26 protein-coding genes are annotated in these 15,746 nt (G+C 51.0%); all 26 read right to left on the bottom strand.

The features are described from left to right. Positions 1 to 20 precede the first annotated feature (20 nt). The 26 genes from rplO to ACFQPC_RS13490 all read right to left on the bottom strand — a co-directional run bounded on the left by rplO (position 21) and on the right by ACFQPC_RS13490 (position 15,730). Positions 21 to 452, bottom strand: a complete 432-nt coding sequence (gene rplO, locus ACFQPC_RS13615; protein WP_012081233.1) for a 50S ribosomal protein L15 — start codon at positions 450 to 452, stop codon at positions 21 to 23. A 26-nt stretch (positions 453 to 478) separates the two neighbouring features. After that, entirely contained in the window at positions 479 to 658 is a 180-nt protein-coding gene (rpmD, locus tag ACFQPC_RS13610) for a 50S ribosomal protein L30 (protein ID WP_011872511.1), read from the bottom strand. Positions 659 to 668: 10 nt separating this feature from the next. Beyond that, positions 669 to 1,187 (bottom strand): 30S ribosomal protein S5, encoded by a 519-nt coding sequence (gene rpsE, locus ACFQPC_RS13605; protein WP_012081234.1) that lies wholly within the window; start codon positions 1,185 to 1,187, stop codon positions 669 to 671. Positions 1,188 to 1,199: 12 nt separating this feature from the next. Next, positions 1,200 to 1,562, bottom strand: a complete 363-nt coding sequence (gene rplR / locus ACFQPC_RS13600; protein ID WP_012081235.1) for a 50S ribosomal protein L18 — start codon at positions 1,560 to 1,562, stop codon at positions 1,200 to 1,202. Between the two features lie 9 nt (positions 1,563 to 1,571). Next, positions 1,572 to 2,105: a 50S ribosomal protein L6 gene (gene rplF, locus ACFQPC_RS13595; protein ID WP_382272434.1), complete on the bottom strand. Its 534-nt coding sequence runs from the start codon at positions 2,103 to 2,105 to the stop codon at positions 1,572 to 1,574. 10 nt (positions 2,106 to 2,115) lie between these two features. Next, positions 2,116 to 2,511 carry a 30S ribosomal protein S8 gene (gene rpsH, locus ACFQPC_RS13590; protein ID WP_012081237.1) on the bottom strand — a complete coding sequence of 132 codons (396 nt, stop codon included), beginning with the start codon at positions 2,509 to 2,511 and terminating at the stop codon, positions 2,116 to 2,118. A gap of 14 nt (positions 2,512 to 2,525) precedes the next feature. Continuing rightward, a complete protein-coding gene (rpsN, locus tag ACFQPC_RS13585) occupies positions 2,526 to 2,831 on the bottom strand; it encodes a 30S ribosomal protein S14 (protein ID WP_041296706.1) in 306 nt (101 codons plus the stop codon). 7 nt (positions 2,832 to 2,838) lie between these two features. After that, on the bottom strand, positions 2,839 to 3,378 hold the full coding sequence (gene rplE, locus ACFQPC_RS13580; protein WP_382272433.1) for a 50S ribosomal protein L5: 540 nt from the start codon (positions 3,376 to 3,378) through the stop codon (positions 2,839 to 2,841). 6 nt (positions 3,379 to 3,384) lie between these two features. Continuing rightward, positions 3,385 to 3,699: a 50S ribosomal protein L24 gene (gene rplX, locus ACFQPC_RS13575; protein WP_012081240.1), complete on the bottom strand. Its 315-nt coding sequence runs from the start codon at positions 3,697 to 3,699 to the stop codon at positions 3,385 to 3,387. 9 nt (positions 3,700 to 3,708) lie between these two features. Continuing rightward, on the bottom strand, positions 3,709 to 4,077 hold the full coding sequence (rplN, locus tag ACFQPC_RS13570; RefSeq protein WP_012081241.1) for a 50S ribosomal protein L14: 369 nt from the start codon (positions 4,075 to 4,077) through the stop codon (positions 3,709 to 3,711). Between the two features lie 224 nt (positions 4,078 to 4,301). Next, positions 4,302 to 4,574 carry a 30S ribosomal protein S17 gene (rpsQ, locus tag ACFQPC_RS13565; protein ID WP_012081242.1) on the bottom strand — a complete coding sequence of 91 codons (273 nt, stop codon included), beginning with the start codon at positions 4,572 to 4,574 and terminating at the stop codon, positions 4,302 to 4,304. Beyond that, positions 4,574 to 4,765, bottom strand: coding sequence for a 50S ribosomal protein L29 (gene rpmC / locus ACFQPC_RS13560; protein WP_011872521.1), 192 nt, complete (start codon positions 4,763 to 4,765; stop codon positions 4,574 to 4,576). The genes rpsQ and rpmC overlap by 1 nt, the downstream gene beginning before the upstream one ends. Before the next feature lie 11 nt (positions 4,766 to 4,776). Then, on the bottom strand, positions 4,777 to 5,196 hold the full coding sequence (gene rplP, locus ACFQPC_RS13555) for a 50S ribosomal protein L16 (protein ID WP_012081243.1): 420 nt from the start codon (positions 5,194 to 5,196) through the stop codon (positions 4,777 to 4,779). Positions 5,197 to 5,198: 2 nt separating this feature from the next. Next, on the bottom strand, positions 5,199 to 6,050 hold the full coding sequence (rpsC, locus tag ACFQPC_RS13550; RefSeq protein WP_012081244.1) for a 30S ribosomal protein S3: 852 nt from the start codon (positions 6,048 to 6,050) through the stop codon (positions 5,199 to 5,201). Between the two features lie 9 nt (positions 6,051 to 6,059). Further along, complete coding sequence (gene rplV, locus ACFQPC_RS13545; protein WP_012081245.1) at positions 6,060 to 6,392, bottom strand: 50S ribosomal protein L22; 333 nt, start codon at positions 6,390 to 6,392, stop codon at positions 6,060 to 6,062. A 6-nt stretch (positions 6,393 to 6,398) separates the two neighbouring features. Further along, a complete protein-coding gene (gene rpsS / locus ACFQPC_RS13540) occupies positions 6,399 to 6,674 on the bottom strand; it encodes a 30S ribosomal protein S19 (RefSeq protein ID WP_008113170.1) in 276 nt (91 codons plus the stop codon). Between the two features lie 9 nt (positions 6,675 to 6,683). Continuing rightward, the gene (gene rplB, locus ACFQPC_RS13535) at positions 6,684 to 7,511 is read right to left on the bottom strand and encodes a 50S ribosomal protein L2 (protein WP_382272432.1); all 828 of its coding nucleotides are present in this window, start codon (positions 7,509 to 7,511) and stop codon (positions 6,684 to 6,686) included. Further along, positions 7,511 to 7,828 carry a 50S ribosomal protein L23 gene (rplW, locus tag ACFQPC_RS13530; protein ID WP_012081247.1) on the bottom strand — a complete coding sequence of 106 codons (318 nt, stop codon included), beginning with the start codon at positions 7,826 to 7,828 and terminating at the stop codon, positions 7,511 to 7,513. The genes rplB and rplW overlap by 1 nt, the downstream gene beginning before the upstream one ends. Then, the gene (gene rplD, locus ACFQPC_RS13525) at positions 7,825 to 8,445 is read right to left on the bottom strand and encodes a 50S ribosomal protein L4 (RefSeq protein WP_012081248.1); all 621 of its coding nucleotides are present in this window, start codon (positions 8,443 to 8,445) and stop codon (positions 7,825 to 7,827) included. The genes rplW and rplD overlap by 4 nt, the downstream gene beginning before the upstream one ends. Positions 8,446 to 8,448: 3 nt before the next feature. Beyond that, on the bottom strand, positions 8,449 to 9,123 hold the full coding sequence (gene rplC / locus ACFQPC_RS13520) for a 50S ribosomal protein L3 (RefSeq protein ID WP_382272431.1): 675 nt from the start codon (positions 9,121 to 9,123) through the stop codon (positions 8,449 to 8,451). Positions 9,124 to 9,346: 223 nt separating this feature from the next. Next, entirely contained in the window at positions 9,347 to 9,679 is a 333-nt protein-coding gene (gene rpsJ, locus ACFQPC_RS13515; RefSeq protein ID WP_012081250.1) for a 30S ribosomal protein S10, read from the bottom strand. 89 nt (positions 9,680 to 9,768) lie between these two features. Continuing rightward, entirely contained in the window at positions 9,769 to 10,959 is a 1,191-nt protein-coding gene (tuf, locus tag ACFQPC_RS13510; RefSeq protein WP_382272424.1) for an elongation factor Tu, read from the bottom strand. Between the two features lie 128 nt (positions 10,960 to 11,087). Beyond that, positions 11,088 to 13,196: an elongation factor G gene (gene fusA, locus ACFQPC_RS13505; protein ID WP_382272430.1), complete on the bottom strand. Its 2,109-nt coding sequence runs from the start codon at positions 13,194 to 13,196 to the stop codon at positions 11,088 to 11,090. A gap of 122 nt (positions 13,197 to 13,318) precedes the next feature. Continuing rightward, complete coding sequence (gene rpsG / locus ACFQPC_RS13500) at positions 13,319 to 13,789, bottom strand: 30S ribosomal protein S7 (protein ID WP_012081253.1); 471 nt, start codon at positions 13,787 to 13,789, stop codon at positions 13,319 to 13,321. Between the two features lie 134 nt (positions 13,790 to 13,923). Next, entirely contained in the window at positions 13,924 to 14,307 is a 384-nt protein-coding gene (gene rpsL / locus ACFQPC_RS13495) for a 30S ribosomal protein S12 (RefSeq protein WP_011872533.1), read from the bottom strand. 298 nt (positions 14,308 to 14,605) lie between these two features. Then, positions 14,606 to 15,730, bottom strand: a complete 1,125-nt coding sequence (locus ACFQPC_RS13490; RefSeq protein ID WP_382272429.1) for a hemin-degrading factor — start codon at positions 15,728 to 15,730, stop codon at positions 14,606 to 14,608. Positions 15,731 to 15,746 lie beyond the last annotated feature (16 nt).

Here is a 15,746-nt window from a genome sequence, read left to right as displayed (position 1 = left end):
TCCGTTATCAGACTACAAACTTAAGCAACCGAACCGCCAGCTGCTTCGATAGCTGCTTTTGCGCCTTTTGTTGCGATCAAGCCTTTGACGGTCACTTTTTTAGTGATCGAACCGGACAGGATCACGCGAACGACACGTGCGAGCTCACCGATGACGCCAGCTTGTTTCAATGCCAGGATATCGATTTCCGTAACTGGCAATGCTTCCAGGTCGGACAAGCGAACTTCTGCTTTGTATGGCGTTGCCAGCGATTTGAAACCACGCTTAGGCAAACGACGTTGCAAAGGCATTTGACCGCCTTCGAAACCGACTTTATGGAAACCGCCTGAACGGGATTTTTGACCTTTGTGACCACGGCCCGATGTCTTACCCAGACCGGAACCGATGCCACGGCCGACGCGGCGTTTGTAATGCTTGGCGCCGTCAGCTGGTTGAATGCTATTCAATTCCATGATTTTCTCCGTGTGCAAGCCGAGGCTTACGACACTACTTTCACGAGATACGATACTTTGTTAATCATGCCGCGAACTGCCGGTGTGTCTTCCAACTCGGATACCGAGTTGATACCGCGCAAGCCCAGGCCGCGAACGGTAGCGCGATGTGTTTCGCGGGTACCGATCAAACCTTTGACCAATTTAACTTTAACTGTGTTTGCCATTGCGCTCACCTTAGCCCAGGATTTCTTCAACAGATTTACCGCGCTTGGCAGCAATTTCCGAAGCAGTGTTCATCTTTGCCAGGCCGTCCAGAGTTGCACGAACCATGTTGTAAGGGTTGGTCGAACCAGTGGATTTCGCCACAACGTTCGTTACACCCATTACTTCAAAAATTGCGCGCATAGGACCACCAGCGATCACGCCAGTACCGTCTTTAGCTGGCAGCATCAAAACTGACGACGCACCGTGCTTACCGGTAACTGTGTGTTGCAAAGTACCGTTTTTCAACGTTACTTTGATCATTTTGCGGCGCGCTTCTTCCATTGCTTTTTGCACTGCGACCGGCACTTCTTTCGATTTGCCTTTGCCCATGCCGATGCGGCCATCGCCATCACCGACTACAGCCAATGCTGCGAAACCCATGATACGACCACCCTTGACCACTTTGGTCACACGGTTGACCGCGATCATTTTTTCGCGCATGCCATCATCCGGCTTATCGCTTTGCATTTTGGATTGCATTTTTGCCATGACGATTCTTCCTTAGAACTTCAGACCAGCTTCACGCGCAGCTTCAGCAACTGCTTTGACGCGGCCGTGATAACGGAAACCGGAGCGATCGAACGCAACTTCGGCGATTCCTGCTTTCAGTGCTTTTTCTGCAACGCGCTTGCCTACCAGTGCAGCAGCGGCAACGTTACCGCCCTTGCCGGACTGACCAGCCAACTCTTGGCGAACTTCAGCTTCGAGTGTCGAGGCAGATGCCAATACTGTGGCATCTGGTCCGATGATGCTGGCGTAGATGTGCAAGTTGGTGCGATGCACTGCCAGGCGATTCACCTTTAACTCGGCAATCTTTGCTCGAGTTTGGCGTCCGCGGCGCAGACGTGATTGTTTCTTATCCATCGTCAACCCTTACTTCTTCTTGGTTTCTTTAATCACAACCACTTCGTCCGAGTAACGAACGCCCTTGCCTTTATAAGGCTCAGGTTCGCGGTACGCACGAACTTCGGCAGCCACCTGACCGACTTTTTGACGGTCAATCCCTTTAATCAGGATCTCAGTTTGTGTCGGCGTTTCCACTTTGACGCCTTGCGGCATCTGGTGCACGACTGGATGCGAGAAACCCAACGAAAGATTCAGCTTGTCACCTTGCGCAGCGGCACGGTAACCAACGCCAACCAGCGTCAATTTCTTTTCGAAGCCTTTAGTTACGCCGTTGACCATGTTATTGACCAATGCACGCAAGGTACCCGACATCGCATTTGCTTCGCGGCTGTCGTTAGCGACTTTGAAATTCAGTGTGCCGTTGTCGTTTTCAATGTTGACCAGGCCATTCAAGGACTGGGACAAGGTACCCAACGGGCCTTTAACTGTGATTTGCGCTGCAGTGATAGTCGCTTCCGCGCCACTTGGCAGTGCAATCGGCATTTTACCTACACGAGACATCTTGCACTCCTTAGGCGACGTAGCAAATAACTTCGCCACCGACACCGGTTGCGCGCGCTTTGCGGTCAGTCATAACGCCTTTTGGTGTCGACACAATAGCCACACCCAAACCGTTCATGACGTTTGGAATATCGTCCTTGCCCTTGTAGATGCGCAATCCTGGACGGGATACGCGCTCCAAGCGCTCAATAACTGGACGACCTGCATAATATTTCAAACCGATTTTCAGCTCTGCCTTACCAGCAGCTTCTGTTACGGCGAAGTCTTCAATGTAACCCTCGTCCTTGAGGACGTTTGCAATTGCGATTTTGACTTTGGACGACGGCATTGCTACCGAAGTCTTTTGTACTACTTGCGCATTGCGGATACGGGTCAGCATATCGGCGATAGGATCGCTCATACTCATTGCTTATTCTCCTATTACCAGCTGGCTTTAGTCATACCCGGGATTTCACCACGCATGGCGATTTCACGGAGCTTAATACGGCCCAAACCGAACTTACGGAAAGTGCCACGGGGGCGACCAGTCAAAGTGCAACGGTTACGTTGACGAGTAGGAGCCGAGTTACGTGGCAACGCCTGCAATTTCAGGCGCGCTTCGTAGCGCTCTTCTTCCGACTTCGATTGGTCATCAATGATCGCCTTCAACTCAGCGCGTTTGCCGGCATATTTCTTTACCAGGTCTGCACGCTTTTGTTCACGGTTAATCAGTGCCAGTTTTGCCATGGCAACCTCAGTTTCTGAACGGAAATTTAAATGCGGCGAGAAGCGCTTTTGCTTCATCGTCGGTCTTTGCAGTTGTCGTGATACTGATATTCATACCACGCAATGCATCAATCTTGTCGTACTCAATTTCGGGGAAAATGATCTGCTCTTTCACACCGATATTGTAGTTGCCGCGCCCATCGAACGCCTTGCCGGACACACCACGGAAATCGCGCACACGTGGCAACGCAACTGTGATGAAACGATCAAGGAACTCATACATCTGAGCGCCACGCAAAGTCACCATACAACCGATAGGATAACCTTCGCGAATTTTGAAACCTGCAATCGCCTTACGCGCTTTGGTAACCACTGGTTTTTGACCAGCAATCTTGGTCAAATCGCCAACTGCGTGTTCGATGATTTTCTTGTCCGCAACCGCTTCCGACAAACCCATGTTCAGGGTGATCTTCAGGATGCGCGGAACTTCCATTACCGATTTGTATGCAAATTTTGCAGTCAAATCGCCAACGACTTTTTCTTTATAGAATTCTTGGAGACGGGCCATGATCTCTTAAACCTTCACTGCTTCGCCGCTTGACTTGTAAACGCGGACTTTTTTACCGTCCACGTCTTTAAAGCCAGCACGATCTGCCTTGCCGGTTGCAGCATTAAACAATGCAACATTCGACACATGAATTGGCATCAACTTATCGACGATGCCGCCAGTTGCGCCTGTCATTGGGTTAGGCTTGGTCGCTTTTTTAGCAACGTTGACACCCTCGACAACCACGTAGTTAGCATCAACACGGCGTTGCACAACGCCACGTTTGCCTTTGTCTTTGCCAGTCAGCACAATGACTTCGTCGCTTTTACGAATCTTATCCATCACGACTCCTTACAGAACTTCAGGCGCAAGAGAAACGATTTTCATGAAGCGCTCAGTGCGCAATTCACGTGTAACCGGTCCAAAAATACGCGTGCCAATTGGCTCCAGCTTTGCGTTCAGCAAAACTGCTGCATTGCCGTCGAACTTGACCAGGGAACCATCTTGACGACGGACACCTTTGGCTGTACGCACGACAACTGCGTTATAAATTTCGCCTTTTTTCACACGACCACGTGGTGCTGCGACTTTAACGGTGACCTTGATCACGTCGCCAATGCCAGCGTAACGGCGTTTTGAACCGCCCAGCACCTTGATGCACATTACTTCGCGGGCACCAGTGTTGTCGGCTACTTCGAGCCGGCTTTCAGTTTGAATCATAGTATTTTCTTTCCCAACTTAACCCGCTCTTGCACACAATGCACATTTGCGGTCAGTCTTGGTCCCGGCAGCCCGCCGAAAGCAGACTGATGAGGTGGACGATTTCCAAAACTTCGATTAGCACAACAACTTCTTGGTACTAAAACTTTTTGCCTTGCAACTTTTACGTTACAAGAACGAAGCCCGCTATTATTACATCGAAATAGCGGGTCCGCAACAACTAATTAAACTATTTGCGCTGCTTGTACAACACGTGTCACGGTCCAGGCTTTGGTTTTGGAGATAGGACGACCTTCTTGAATTTCGACCGTATCACCAGCTTTTGCCTGGTTACCTTCATTATGCGCATGGTACTTGCTCGAACGCATGATGATTTTGCCGTACAACGGATGCTTGACGTGACGCTCGATCAGCACGGTTACGGTCTTGTCCATCTTGTCAGACACGACTTTGCCAATCAACGTACGCTTGAGCGCTTGTTTTACTTGATCGTTCATTATTTGGCGTCCTTCTGATTCATGACCGTTTTTACACGTGCTATGTCGCGACGTACTTTTTTCAGTTGCGATGTATTGTTCAACTGTTGTGTTGCAATCTGCATACGCAGACCGAACTGCGCTTTCAGCAGATCGTTCAGTTCTTTGGTCAAAGCCGCTTGGTCTTTGCCTTGGAGTTCAGATGCTTTCATGTTCGCCCCTATTATTGGCCGACTTGACGAACGACAAACGTGGTCAACAGCGGCAGCTTAGCTGCAGCCAACCGGAACGCTTCGCGTGCCAGTGCCTCGTCCACACCATCCATCTCGTACAACATTTTGCCCGGCTGAATTTCAGCCACGTAGTATTCCGGATTACCCTTACCGTTACCCATACGGACTTCAGCAGGTTTTTGCGAAATTGGCTTGTCCGGGAAAATACGGATCCAGATACGGCCACCACGTTTGATGTGACGCGTCATTGCACGACGAGCCGCTTCAATTTGGCGAGCAGTAATACGACCACGACCAATCGCTTTCAGACCGAATTCACCAAACGACACGGCGGTGCCGCGCGAATGTGAAATACCGGTATTACGGCCTTTTTGCTCTTTACGATACTTTCTGCGTGCTGGTTGCAGCATGATTATTCTCCTGCTTTCTCAGCCGACACAGCAGCGTCAACGGCGCCATCCGGCTTTTTAGCGCGAACACGCTTGGCGGCCGGCGCGGAACCTGGCGCAGCCGCACCTGGTTGACCTTCTGGACGCGGAGCACGTGGACGACCGCTTGGTTTACCATCGTCACGGCGTGGGCCACGACGTTTTTTGTCATCATCGGATGCAACATCGATTACCGGCGCTTCACCATTGGCGAGGCGGTCACCTTTGTAGACCCAGACTTTGATACCGATGATGCCGTAGGTTGTTTCAGCTTCGCCGAAACCGTAGTCGATATCTGCGCGCAGTGTGTGGAGTGGCACGCGACCTTCGCGATACCATTCTTTACGTGCGATTTCGATACCGTTCAAACGACCGGACGACATGATCTTGATACCTTGTGCACCGAGGCGCATTGCATTTTGCATTGCACGCTTCATTGCACGACGGAACATGATGCGTTTTTCCAATTGCTGTGCAATCGAATCAGCGATCAGTTGAGCGTCGGTTTCTGGCTTACGAATTTCTTCGATATTGACATGGACCGGCACGCCCATCATTTTGGTCAGTGCGGATTTCAACACTTCGATGTCCTCACCCTTTTTACCGATCACGACACCTGGACGCGAGCTGTAAATAGTGATGCGGGCATTCTTCGCTGGACGCTCGATAACGACGCGACCAACTGAAGCGTTCTTCAGTTTTGTTTTCAGGTATGCACGAACTTTGAGATCTTCGTTGAGCATGGTGGCAAAGTTGCTATTGCCAGCATACCAACGCGATGCCCAGTTACGCGAAACCGCAAGGCGGAAACCGGTTGGATGTATCTTCTGTCCCATCGTGACTCCTTAATTACCGACAGTCACGTAAATGTGACAGGATTGTTTAGAGATACGATCACCACGGCCTTTTGCACGCGCTGTGAAGCGCTTCAAGACCGAACCTTTTTCAACGTAAATCGTTGTAACTTTCAATTCGTCGATATCCGCACCATCATTGTGCTCGGCGTTCGCAATTGCGGACTCCAATACACGTTTAATGATCGCAGCACCTTTTTTAGGGCTGAATTGCAGGATATTGAGCGCTTGATCCACTTTTTTGCCGCGGATCTGGTCTGCCACAAGGCGGCCCTTCTGAGCCGACAGGCGCACACCACGGAGGGTAGCTTTAGTTTCCATCATCGGACCTTATTTCTTAGCCTTCTTATCAGCAGCATGACCTTTGAACGTGCGGGTCAGCGCGAATTCGCCGAGCTTGTGACCAACCATGTTCTCGGATACGTAAACCGGTACGTGTTGCTTACCGTTATGCACCGCGATTGTCAGGCCAATGAAGTCAGGCATGATTGTCGAACGGCGCGACCAGGTTTTAATTGGCTTTTTGTCTTTGATCGCTTGCGCGGTCTCAACTTTTTTCACCAAGTGGGCGTCACAGAACGGCCCTTTTTTTAATGAACGTGTCATGTCTTATCCTTATTTCTTGCCGCGGCGCGAGACGATCATAGAAGTAGTACGCTTGTTGCTGCGTGTCTTCTTGCCTTTTGTCTGCTGGCCCCATGGCGATACTGGATGACGACCTGCTGCCGTTTTACCTTCACCACCACCGTGTGGGTGATCAACCGGGTTCATGACCACACCGCGAACGGTAGGACGAACACCACGCCAGCGCATCGCACCTGCTTTACCGATTTTGCGCAGGCTATGCTCAGCATTGCCAACTTCGCCAACGGTTGCACGGCATTCGATATGCACACGGCGAACTTCACCGGAGCGCAAACGAACTTGAGCGTATGTACCTTCACGTGCCATCAACACTACGCCGGCGCCAGCTGTACGCGCCATTTGCGCGCCTTTACCTGGCAGCATTTCAACGCAATGCATAACAGTACCGACTGGAATATTGCGGATCGGCAGGCAGTTGCCCGACTTGATCGGCGCTTCCGAGCCATTCATCAATTGATCGCCGACAGCCATACCTTTGGTTGCGATGATGTATTGACGTTCGCCGTCTGCATACAACACCAGAGCGATGTTAGCCGTGCGGTTTGGATCGTATTCGATACGTTCCACTTTCGCCGGAATACCATCTTTGGTGCGTTTGAAGTCGATAACGCGATAGTGCTGCTTATGACCACCGCCGATGTGGCGTGTAGTGATGTGACCGTTGTTGTTACGGCCGGCAGTTTTCGATTTCTTTTCGAGCAGGCCTGCGAATGGACGGCCTTTGTACAGGTCGCTATTAACGACCTTGACCATGCCACGACGACCAGGCGAGGTCGGCTTGACTTTAACGAGTGCCATTATTTAGCCTCCTCGGTGAAGTTGATTTCTTGACCTGGCTTCAGGCACACAAACGCACGACGTGTGTGGTTGCGGCGACCATTGAAGCGGCCCGAACGTTTTTGTTTACCTTGACGGTTGGCAACTTGAACAGATTCAACCTGAACCTTGAACAGCAACTCAACTGCAGCCTTGATTTCTGGCTTGGTAGCATCCGGCATCACGAGGAAAACAACTTGTTCGTTCTTTTCAGCAACGAAAGTAGCTTTCTCGGAAATGACTGGCGCCAACAATACTTTCATCAGGCGTTCTTCGCTATGTTTCAGAATCGCGCTCATGCCAGCATCTCCTCAATCTTGGCCAATGCCAATTTCGTGATCAGGATCTTTTTATAGAACACCAACGAAACTGGATCAGCATGACGTGGCTCGCAAATCAGCACGTTAGGCAGATTGCGCGATGCCAACAACAGGTTTTCATCCAGGCTGTCAGTGATGACGAGCACGGAATCCAGACCCATACCTTTCAATTTTTGCGACAAGAGCTTGGTCTTTGGCGCTTCAACTGACAGGTTTTCGATTACGGAGAGACGACCTTCGCGAGCCAACTGGGAGAGGATCGAGCAAACACCTGCGCGATACATCTTCTTGTTAACTTTGTGCGAGAAGTTTTCATCAGGCGAGTTCGGGAAAATCCGACCGCCGCCGCGCCACAAAGGCGAAGACGACATACCAGCACGAGCACGGCCCGTACCTTTTTGACGCCATGGCTTTTTGGTCGTGTGATGAACTTCTTCACGATCTTTTTGCTTGCGATTACCGCTGCGTGCGTTGGCTTGATAGGCAACGACGACTTGGTGAATCAGCGCTTCATTGTAGTCACGACCGAAAATGGTATCCGGAGCAGCAACGTTCGAAGCAGCTTGACCTTGGTCATTCAGGAGCTTGAGTTCCATGGATTAAGCCCCCTTCTTTGCTTTGACTTTAACAGCCGGCGATACAATCACCTGACCGTTTTTTGCACCAGGAACAGCACCTTTAACCAACAACAGTTGGCGATCAGCGTCGATACGAGCGATCTCGAGGTTTTGTGTGGTGCGAGTAACGTCACCCAAGTGACCAGTCATGCGCTTACCAGGGAAAACACGACCTGGATCCTGCGCCATACCGATGGAACCTGGAACATTATGCGAACGGGAGTTACCGTGGGTTGCGCGACCGGAACCGAAGTTGTAACGCTTGATAACACCAGCGTAACCCTTACCGATCGTCACACCTTGCACGTCTACTTTTTGACCGACTTCGAACAGGCTGGCAGCGATAACATCGCCGACTTTCAGTTCGGAAGCAGCAGTAGCGGCAACGCGGAATTCTTTGAGCAATGTGCCTGCTTCAACACCAGCTTTAGCATAGTGACCTGCCGCTGCTTTGTTGACACGGGAAGCACGACGGCTGCCGAAGGCGACCTGAACAGCCGAATAACCATCGACTTCAGACGTTTTGATTTGCGTCACACGATTGTTAGACACGTCCAACACAGTGACAGGAATCGAATCCCCGTCATCTGTGAAGATGCGCATCATACCAACCTTGCGACCAAGCAGGCCTTGGCCTTTATCTTGGTTTTGGTTCATTTTTTCTCCATTCCCACCTACGATTGGGCGGGGCTGATGTATTTGAAACTTCAAAAACTACGAGTACCACTGAGACTCCAAAATGGGAATCCACAGCGAAGCCCGAGATTATAACTGGCAAACAGCGCTTCCACAACACATAAATGTGTGAATTGTTGTGCCCAGCCTGCATTTCCGGGGATTTGGCATCAGTAAACCGAGCCCATCCCCGTAATACATAAAATTATTGCAACTTGATTTCTACATCAACGCCAGCTGGCAAATCCAGTTTCATCAATGCATCAACTGTTTTGTCGGTTGGATCAACGATGTCCATCAGGCGAACGTGCGTACGAATTTCGAACTGGTCACGCGAAGTTTTGTTGACGTGCGGCGAACGCAGAACGTCAAAACGCTGGATACGTGTTGGCAGTGGCACTGGGCCTTTGACAACTGCGCCGGTACGTTTTGCTGTATCAACGATTTCGAGTGCCGATTGATCGATCAGACGGTAGTCGAATGCTTTCAGGCGAATACGGATCTTTTGGTTTGGAGCTGATTTCGGTGCTGTTGACATTTTGATTCCTTAAAAGAGCGAGCCGCGAGCGGGTTAGCACTCGCGGCGATATTTAAACGGCAGGGTTGCCTGCCATTTAATCGGGTTTATTACTCAATAATTTTAGCTACAACACCAGCGCCAACGGTACGGCCACCTTCGCGAATCGCGAAACGCAGACCTTCTTCCATCGCGATCGGGTTGATCAGCATTACTGTGATCGACACGTTATCGCCTGGCATTACCATTTCTTTGTCTTTCGGCAACTCGATCGAACCAGTTACGTCCGTTGTACGGAAGTAGAACTGTGGACGGTAGTTGTTGAAGAATGGTGTGTGACGACCGCCCTCATCCTTCGACAGAACGTAGATTTCGCCTGTGAAGTGTTTGTGTGGCTTGATCGAACCTGGTTTTGCCAGAACTTGACCACGTTCCACGTCTTCACGCTTGGTACCGCGCAGCAATACACCAACGTTGTCACCAGCTTGACCTTGATCCAGCAATTTGCGGAACATTTCAACACCGGTACAGGTGGTTTTTTGGGTATCACGGATACCAACGATTTCGATTTCTTCGCCGACTTTGATGATGCCGCGTTCGATACGACCGGTAACAACGGTACCGCGCCCCGAGATCGAGAACACGTCTTCTACTGGCAACAGGAAGGCGCCATCAACTGCGCGTTCTGGTGTTGGGATGTAGGTGTCGAGTGCGTTAGCCAGGGCCAGGATTGCTTGCTCGCCCAATGGACCGGTGTCGCCTTCCAGCGCCAATTTTGCCGAACCTTTAACGATAGGCAAGTCGTCGCCTGGGAATTCGTATTTCGAAAGCAGCTCACGCACTTCCATTTCAACCAATTCCAGCAATTCTGCATCATCAACCATGTCCGCTTTGTTCAGGAACACGATGATGTATGGAACACCAACTTGACGCGACAACAGGATGTGTTCGCGGGTTTGTGGCATTGGGCCGTCTGCTGCGGAGCAAACCAGGATCGCGCCGTCCATCTGCGCAGCACCGGTGATCATGTTTTTAACATAGTCGGCGTGGCCTGGGCAGTCAACGTGAGCGTAGTGGCGGGTTTCGGTTTCGTATTCAACGTGCGAGGTGTTGATCGTGATACCGCGCGCTTTTTCTTCCGGCGCGTTATCGATTTGATCGTAGCCTTTTGCTTCGCCGCCGAATTTCTTCGACAGAACAGTCGCGATCGCAGCTGTCAGTGTGGTTTTACCATGATCGACGTGACCAATTGTGCCCACGTTCACGTGCGGCTTAGTCCGTTCGAATTTACCTTTTGCCATTTTATTCTTCCTTCAAAAAGAACGATTTATTTACATTAGGATGTCCGTCATCGGGCATCGTTTAATTAATTTACTGCAGGCCGGGGAGCAGTGCACACGCCCCACTCCCCGATCCTTAACGCTTGCTATTACTTAGGCGCCTTCGATGTGACGATTGCGTCGATCACGTTCTTAGGTGCTTCAGAGTAGTGCTTGAATTCCATCGAGTAGGTTGCACGACCTTGTGTTGCGGAACGCAACGATGTCGCATAACCAAACATCTCGGACAAAGGCACTTCGGCTTTAATGATCTTGCCGCCGCCGCCCGCGATTTCATCCATACCTTGAACCATGCCGCGACGTGAGGACAGATCGCCCATCACGGTACCAGCGTAGTCTTCAGGTGTTTCAACTTCCACAGCCATCATAGGCTCGAGGATAACCGGGCTTGCTTTACGGCAGCCGTCCTTGAATGCCATCGATGCAGCCATACGGAACGCGTTTTCGTTCGAATCGACGTCATGGTACGAACCGAAGAACAGGGTGACTTTAACGTCAACCACTGGGTAGCCCGCGAGGACGCCCGAGGTCAATGTTTCGCGCACACCTTTTTCAACTGCAGGGATGTATTCGCGTGGAACCGTACCGCCTTTGATCGCGTCGACGAATTCGAAACCCTTACCTGGCTCTTGCGGTTCAATTTTCAGAACCACGTGACCGTATTGACCACGACCACCAGATTGCTTAACGAATTTGCCTTCGATCTCTTCGCATGTTTTGCGAATTGTTTCGCGGTATGCAACTTGTGGCTTACCAACAGTTGCTTCCACGTTGAATTCACGCTTCATACGATCAACGATAATGTCCAGATGCAACTCACCCATACCAGCGATGATGGTTTGACCTGATTCTTCATCGGTACGCACGCGGAACGATGGATCTTCAGCTGCCAGGCGGTTCAACGCCAGGCCCATTTTCTCTTGGTCGCCTTTGGTTTTTGGCTCAACAGCTTGCGAAATAACCGGCTCAGGGAAGACCATGCGCTCGAGGACAACGATAGCTTTGTCGTCGCACAGGGTGTCGCCTGTGGTGGTGTCTTTCAAGCCAACAACAGCAGCGATATCGCCGGCCATCATTTCCTTGATTTCTTCACGTTGGTTCGCCTGCATCTGAACGATACGGCCAATACGTTCTTTCTTCTCTTTAACAGAGTTGTAGACGGTATCGCCGGAATTCAAAATACCGGAGTAGCAACGGATGAAGCACAGTTGACCAACGAACGGATCGGTTGCGATCTTGAACGCCAGAGCCGAGAACTTCTCGGTGTCTTCCGATTTACGAACGGTAGGCTCATCATCTTCATCCAGGCCTGGCACTGGTGGAATGTCCACTGGCGACGGCAGGTATTCGATAACCGCGTCCAACATAGCTTGTACGCCCTTGTTTTTAAAGGCGGTACCGCACAGCATAGGAACGATTTCACTGGCGATCGTACGTTGACGAATCGCAGCCTTGATATCGGCTTCAGACAGGTCGCCTTCTTCCAGATATTTGTTCATCAGCTCTTCCGATGCCTCAGCAGCGGCTTCAACCATGTTTTCGCGCCATTTTTTCGCGTCAGCCAACAGGTTGTCAGGGATATCGCCGTATTCAAACTTCATACCTTGCGATGCGTCATCCCAGATGATCGCTTTCATCTTGACCAGATCGATTACGCCTGCGAACGAATCTTCAGCGCCGATAGGCACTTGCATAGGCACAGGGTTAGCCTTCAAACGCGCACGCATTTGATCGTAGACTTTGAAGAAGTTCGCGCCGGTACGGTCCATCTTGTTGACGAATGCCAAACGTGGGACTTTGTACTTGTTAGCTTGACGCCAAACTGTTTCCGATTGCGGCTGCACGCCACCCACTGCACAGTAAACCATGCAAGCACCGTCGAGTACGCGCATCGAGCGTTCAACTTCAATTGTGAAGTCAACGTGGCCCGGGGTATCGATGATGTTGATGTGATGCGGAGGGAAATTGTTCGCCATGCCCTTCCAGAAGCAAGTCACAGCAGCCGATGTAATCGTGATGCCGCGCTCTTGTTCCTGTTCCATCCAGTCGGTGGTAGCAGCACCATCATGCACTTCACCCAGCTTGTGGTTTACGCCGGTGTAGAACAGGACGCGCTCGGTCGTGGTGGTTTTACCAGCGTCAATGTGAGCCGAAATACCGATATTGCGGTAACGCTCAATGGGGGTCTTGCGAGCCATGATTAATCCAATATCTCTTTAACGAACAAAACCGAGCATCATTTTTTTAAATGAGGTGCCCGGCTCCGAACAATTTATATAAGCAGACAAACGTCAACGCGCAAACGTTGACGCTACTTTTATTAGAAGCGGAAGTGCGAGAACGCTTTGTTCGCTTCTGCCATACGGTGAACTTCATCGCGCTTTTTCATTGCACCGCCACGGCTTTCAGCCGCTTCGAGCAATTCACCAGCAAGACGTTGTGGCATCGATTTTTCGCTGCGCTTGTTTGCAGCTTCACGCAACCAACGCATGGACAAAGCCATACGACGAACTGGGCGGACTTCAACCGGCACCTGGTAGTTTGCACCACCAACGCGACGGGATTTTACTTCAACCAGTGGCTTGCAGTTTGCGATAGCAGCTGTAAACACTTCCAGCGGATCTTTGCCGGATTTTGTCTGGATGTGCTCAAACGCACCGTAAATGATGTTTTCTGCGACCGATTTTTTACCGGACAACATCAAAACGTTAACGAATTTGGCAACATCAACATTACCGAACTTCGGATCTGGCAGGATTTCCCGCTTGGGAACTTCACGACGACGTGGCATTTCGATTCCTTTCAATCTTCAGTTGAGGCGCAACAACAAATTTGCTGCACACTCGCGGAGGTCATCATAACCATCCACTTACTCGGCCCATTGGGGACCGACACTCATTTCGCAGAGACTGCGAAAAACTTTAATTACTTCTTGCCAGCTTTTGCACGCTTGGTACCGTACTTCGAACGTGCTTGCTTACGGTCTTTAACACCTTGGGTATCCAACGCGCCGCGAACCATGTGATAACGCACACCCGGCAAATCTTTTACACGACCGCCGCGCAACAGCACGACGCTATGTTCTTGCAGGTTATGGCCTTCACCGCCGATATACGAAATAACTTCGAAACCGTTGGTCAGACGAACTTTGGCAACTTTACGCAAAGCCGAGTTAGGCTTTTTTGGAGTTGTGGTGTAAACGCGGGTACATACGCCGCGTTTTTGCGGGCTGTTTTCCAGCGCCGGCGATTTGCTCTTGACGCGTGCAGAAACACGCGGCTGGCGAATCAGTTGATTGATGGTTGGCATCGCTCTCTATCCAGCTAGTACAACATTAATAATACGAACCCGAAAACGGTTGTCCGGGGACTAAAGAATCATTGCGGAAGAATTAAATCAACGCGCGGCTCGATTAACCATGAAGGAAAAAGCGCGCAGGAATTGCCAGGAAGGAAATACAACACGGCAGATCAAAGAACGCTTAAGCCCAGCAGAGCTTAAAATCGAGAACTCGCGAGTATATTCCCCAAATTATCAAGGGTCAAGGACAGTTTTCATACGCGAGCCTCGCCCGATGCGTAATTGCTACGCATCGGGTACCGAACTCTTAAGGTAAACGTGTCAGGCTGCCAACAATATCGCGCCAGACTTTGGTTTCTTCCTTGCCTTGATCACGGCGGGAGAAAAAGTTAACAACTTGCTCACCTTTGGTATCATAGAATTCCACCGAAGTAATGGTTCCGCTCTTGGCCGGACGACGCACCACCCAGCCGTGGTCGACACCCGACTGGCGCAGGTGCAGGTCGAAGTCCGGATCCAGCACATTGAACCAGCCATTCTTGGCTTCGGTTTTTTCGATCAGGCCACTGTAAATCTGGACCATGCCAGAGTTGCTCACGAACACCATGATCGGCTGTTCACGCTTGGAAGCCGTTTCCAGCAGGGTTTCCACCGATTTGCCGGTGATTTTGTATGCCGCGTCGGTCCCGATGAGCTCAAACGCACGTTCGCGCGAGATACCGAAGTCATTGATTAAGCGCTGGAATTCATGCACATCCGTCATTTCATACCAGGCGCTACGCAGCTCCTTGATATTCATATCGGTCAACGGTTTGGGCGGCTTGGCAACGGAAACGGTCCAGTCCGGCTTTTGCTCTGCCGCCTTGTACTCGGCAACCAGCTTATCAAACGCCGGCACGCCCTTTTCATCATTCAGGTAAACCTTGTGGATAGCCTCGCCATTCTTGTCAAAGAACTGCAGGCTGCGGCTGGTCCTGCCACCGGCCCGGGGCGCAACCACGGCAAATGCATAACCCCAACTATCCATCTTGAAGCGCAAGTCGATCTCGGTGCCAACGAAGCCACTACCCGGCTTCACACGGCCCTGCTCATCCAGCTTCGGCGGCAACGCGACTGCGGTGCGCTCGATAACGCCATTTTCGTTGCGCGTAATTGCCTTGATCCGGCCCAGTTCATGCATACGATTGAACAAGGCTTTGTAGGTAGCGACATCTGAACGCAGCAGTGTCGCGCCACGACCGATATCGGCAGCCAGCAGTTTCGCTTCGCTGACGCCGAGTTTTTGTGCGATGTCTCTTGCAAACAAACCTGGCTGCTCTGCTTGCAAGGCGACTTGCTTTGCTTTGAGAGCGTCGGCATCGGCATCCGCCATTGCATTTCCGGACAGCGCCAAAGCTGCCAGCAGGGCACTCATCAATTTTGTGTATCTCATTTATTTTCTCTTTCTT

Origin of the sequence: Herminiimonas glaciei (assembly GCF_042664955.1) — a bacterium.
Classification (GTDB): Bacteria; Pseudomonadota; Gammaproteobacteria; order Burkholderiales; family Burkholderiaceae_D; genus Oxalicibacterium; species Oxalicibacterium glaciei.
The sequence above is the reverse complement of the archived record's forward strand: the minus strand, read 5'-3'. Positions and strand labels throughout refer to the sequence as shown.

Bases quoted from the DNA above. Each gene is read 5' to 3' on its own strand.
- rplV (WP_012081245.1), bottom strand. From the start codon at position 6,392: ATGATGGAAACTAAAGCTACCCTCCGTGGTGTGCGCCTGTCGGCTCAG.
- rpsH (WP_012081237.1), bottom strand. From the start codon at position 2,511: ATGAGTATGAGCGATCCTATCGCCGATATGCTGACCCGTATCCGCAAT.
- rpmD (WP_011872511.1), bottom strand. From the start codon at position 658: ATGGCAAACACAGTTAAAGTTAAATTGGTCAAAGGTTTGATCGGTACC.
- rpsN (WP_041296706.1), bottom strand. From the start codon at position 2,831: ATGGCAAAACTGGCACTGATTAACCGTGAACAAAAGCGTGCAGACCTG.
- rpsS (WP_008113170.1), bottom strand. From the start codon at position 6,674: ATGACACGTTCATTAAAAAAAGGGCCGTTCTGTGACGCCCACTTGGTG.
- rplR (WP_012081235.1), bottom strand. From the start codon at position 1,562: ATGGATAAGAAACAATCACGTCTGCGCCGCGGACGCCAAACTCGAGCA.
- rpsG (WP_012081253.1), bottom strand. From the start codon at position 13,789: ATGCCACGTCGTCGTGAAGTTCCCAAGCGGGAAATCCTGCCAGATCCG.
- fusA (WP_382272430.1), bottom strand. From the start codon at position 13,196: ATGGCTCGCAAGACCCCCATTGAGCGTTACCGCAATATCGGTATTTCG.
- ACFQPC_RS13490 (WP_382272429.1), bottom strand. From the start codon at position 15,730: ATGAGATACACAAAATTGATGAGTGCCCTGCTGGCAGCTTTGGCGCTG.
- rplF (WP_382272434.1), bottom strand. From the start codon at position 2,105: ATGTCTCGTGTAGGTAAAATGCCGATTGCACTGCCAAGTGGCGCGGAA.
- rplD (WP_012081248.1), bottom strand. From the start codon at position 8,445: ATGGAACTCAAGCTCCTGAATGACCAAGGTCAAGCTGCTTCGAACGTT.
- rplC (WP_382272431.1), bottom strand. From the start codon at position 9,123: ATGAACCAAAACCAAGATAAAGGCCAAGGCCTGCTTGGTCGCAAGGTT.
- rpsC (WP_012081244.1), bottom strand. From the start codon at position 6,050: ATGGGACAGAAGATACATCCAACCGGTTTCCGCCTTGCGGTTTCGCGT.
- rplP (WP_012081243.1), bottom strand. From the start codon at position 5,196: ATGCTGCAACCAGCACGCAGAAAGTATCGTAAAGAGCAAAAAGGCCGT.
- rplN (WP_012081241.1), bottom strand. From the start codon at position 4,077: ATGATTCAAACTGAAAGCCGGCTCGAAGTAGCCGACAACACTGGTGCC.
- rpsE (WP_012081234.1), bottom strand. From the start codon at position 1,187: ATGGCAAAAATGCAATCCAAAATGCAAAGCGATAAGCCGGATGATGGC.
- tuf (WP_382272424.1), bottom strand. From the start codon at position 10,959: ATGGCAAAAGGTAAATTCGAACGGACTAAGCCGCACGTGAACGTGGGC.
- rpsL (WP_011872533.1), bottom strand. From the start codon at position 14,307: ATGCCAACCATCAATCAACTGATTCGCCAGCCGCGTGTTTCTGCACGC.
- rplO (WP_012081233.1), bottom strand. From the start codon at position 452: ATGGAATTGAATAGCATTCAACCAGCTGACGGCGCCAAGCATTACAAA.
- rplE (WP_382272433.1), bottom strand. From the start codon at position 3,378: ATGGCCCGTCTCCAAGAATTCTATAAAGAAAAAGTCGTTGGCGATTTG.
- rpsJ (WP_012081250.1), bottom strand. From the start codon at position 9,679: ATGTCAACAGCACCGAAATCAGCTCCAAACCAAAAGATCCGTATTCGC.
- rpmC (WP_011872521.1), bottom strand. From the start codon at position 4,765: ATGAAAGCATCTGAACTCCAAGGCAAAGACCAAGCGGCTTTGACCAAA.
- rplB (WP_382272432.1), bottom strand. From the start codon at position 7,511: ATGGCACTCGTTAAAGTCAAGCCGACCTCGCCTGGTCGTCGTGGCATG.
- rplW (WP_012081247.1), bottom strand. From the start codon at position 7,828: ATGAGCGCGATTCTGAAACATAGCGAAGAACGCCTGATGAAAGTATTG.
- rplX (WP_012081240.1), bottom strand. From the start codon at position 3,699: ATGGATAAGATTCGTAAAAGCGACGAAGTCATTGTGCTGACTGGCAAA.
- rpsQ (WP_012081242.1), bottom strand. From the start codon at position 4,574: ATGAACGATCAAGTAAAACAAGCGCTCAAGCGTACGTTGATTGGCAAA.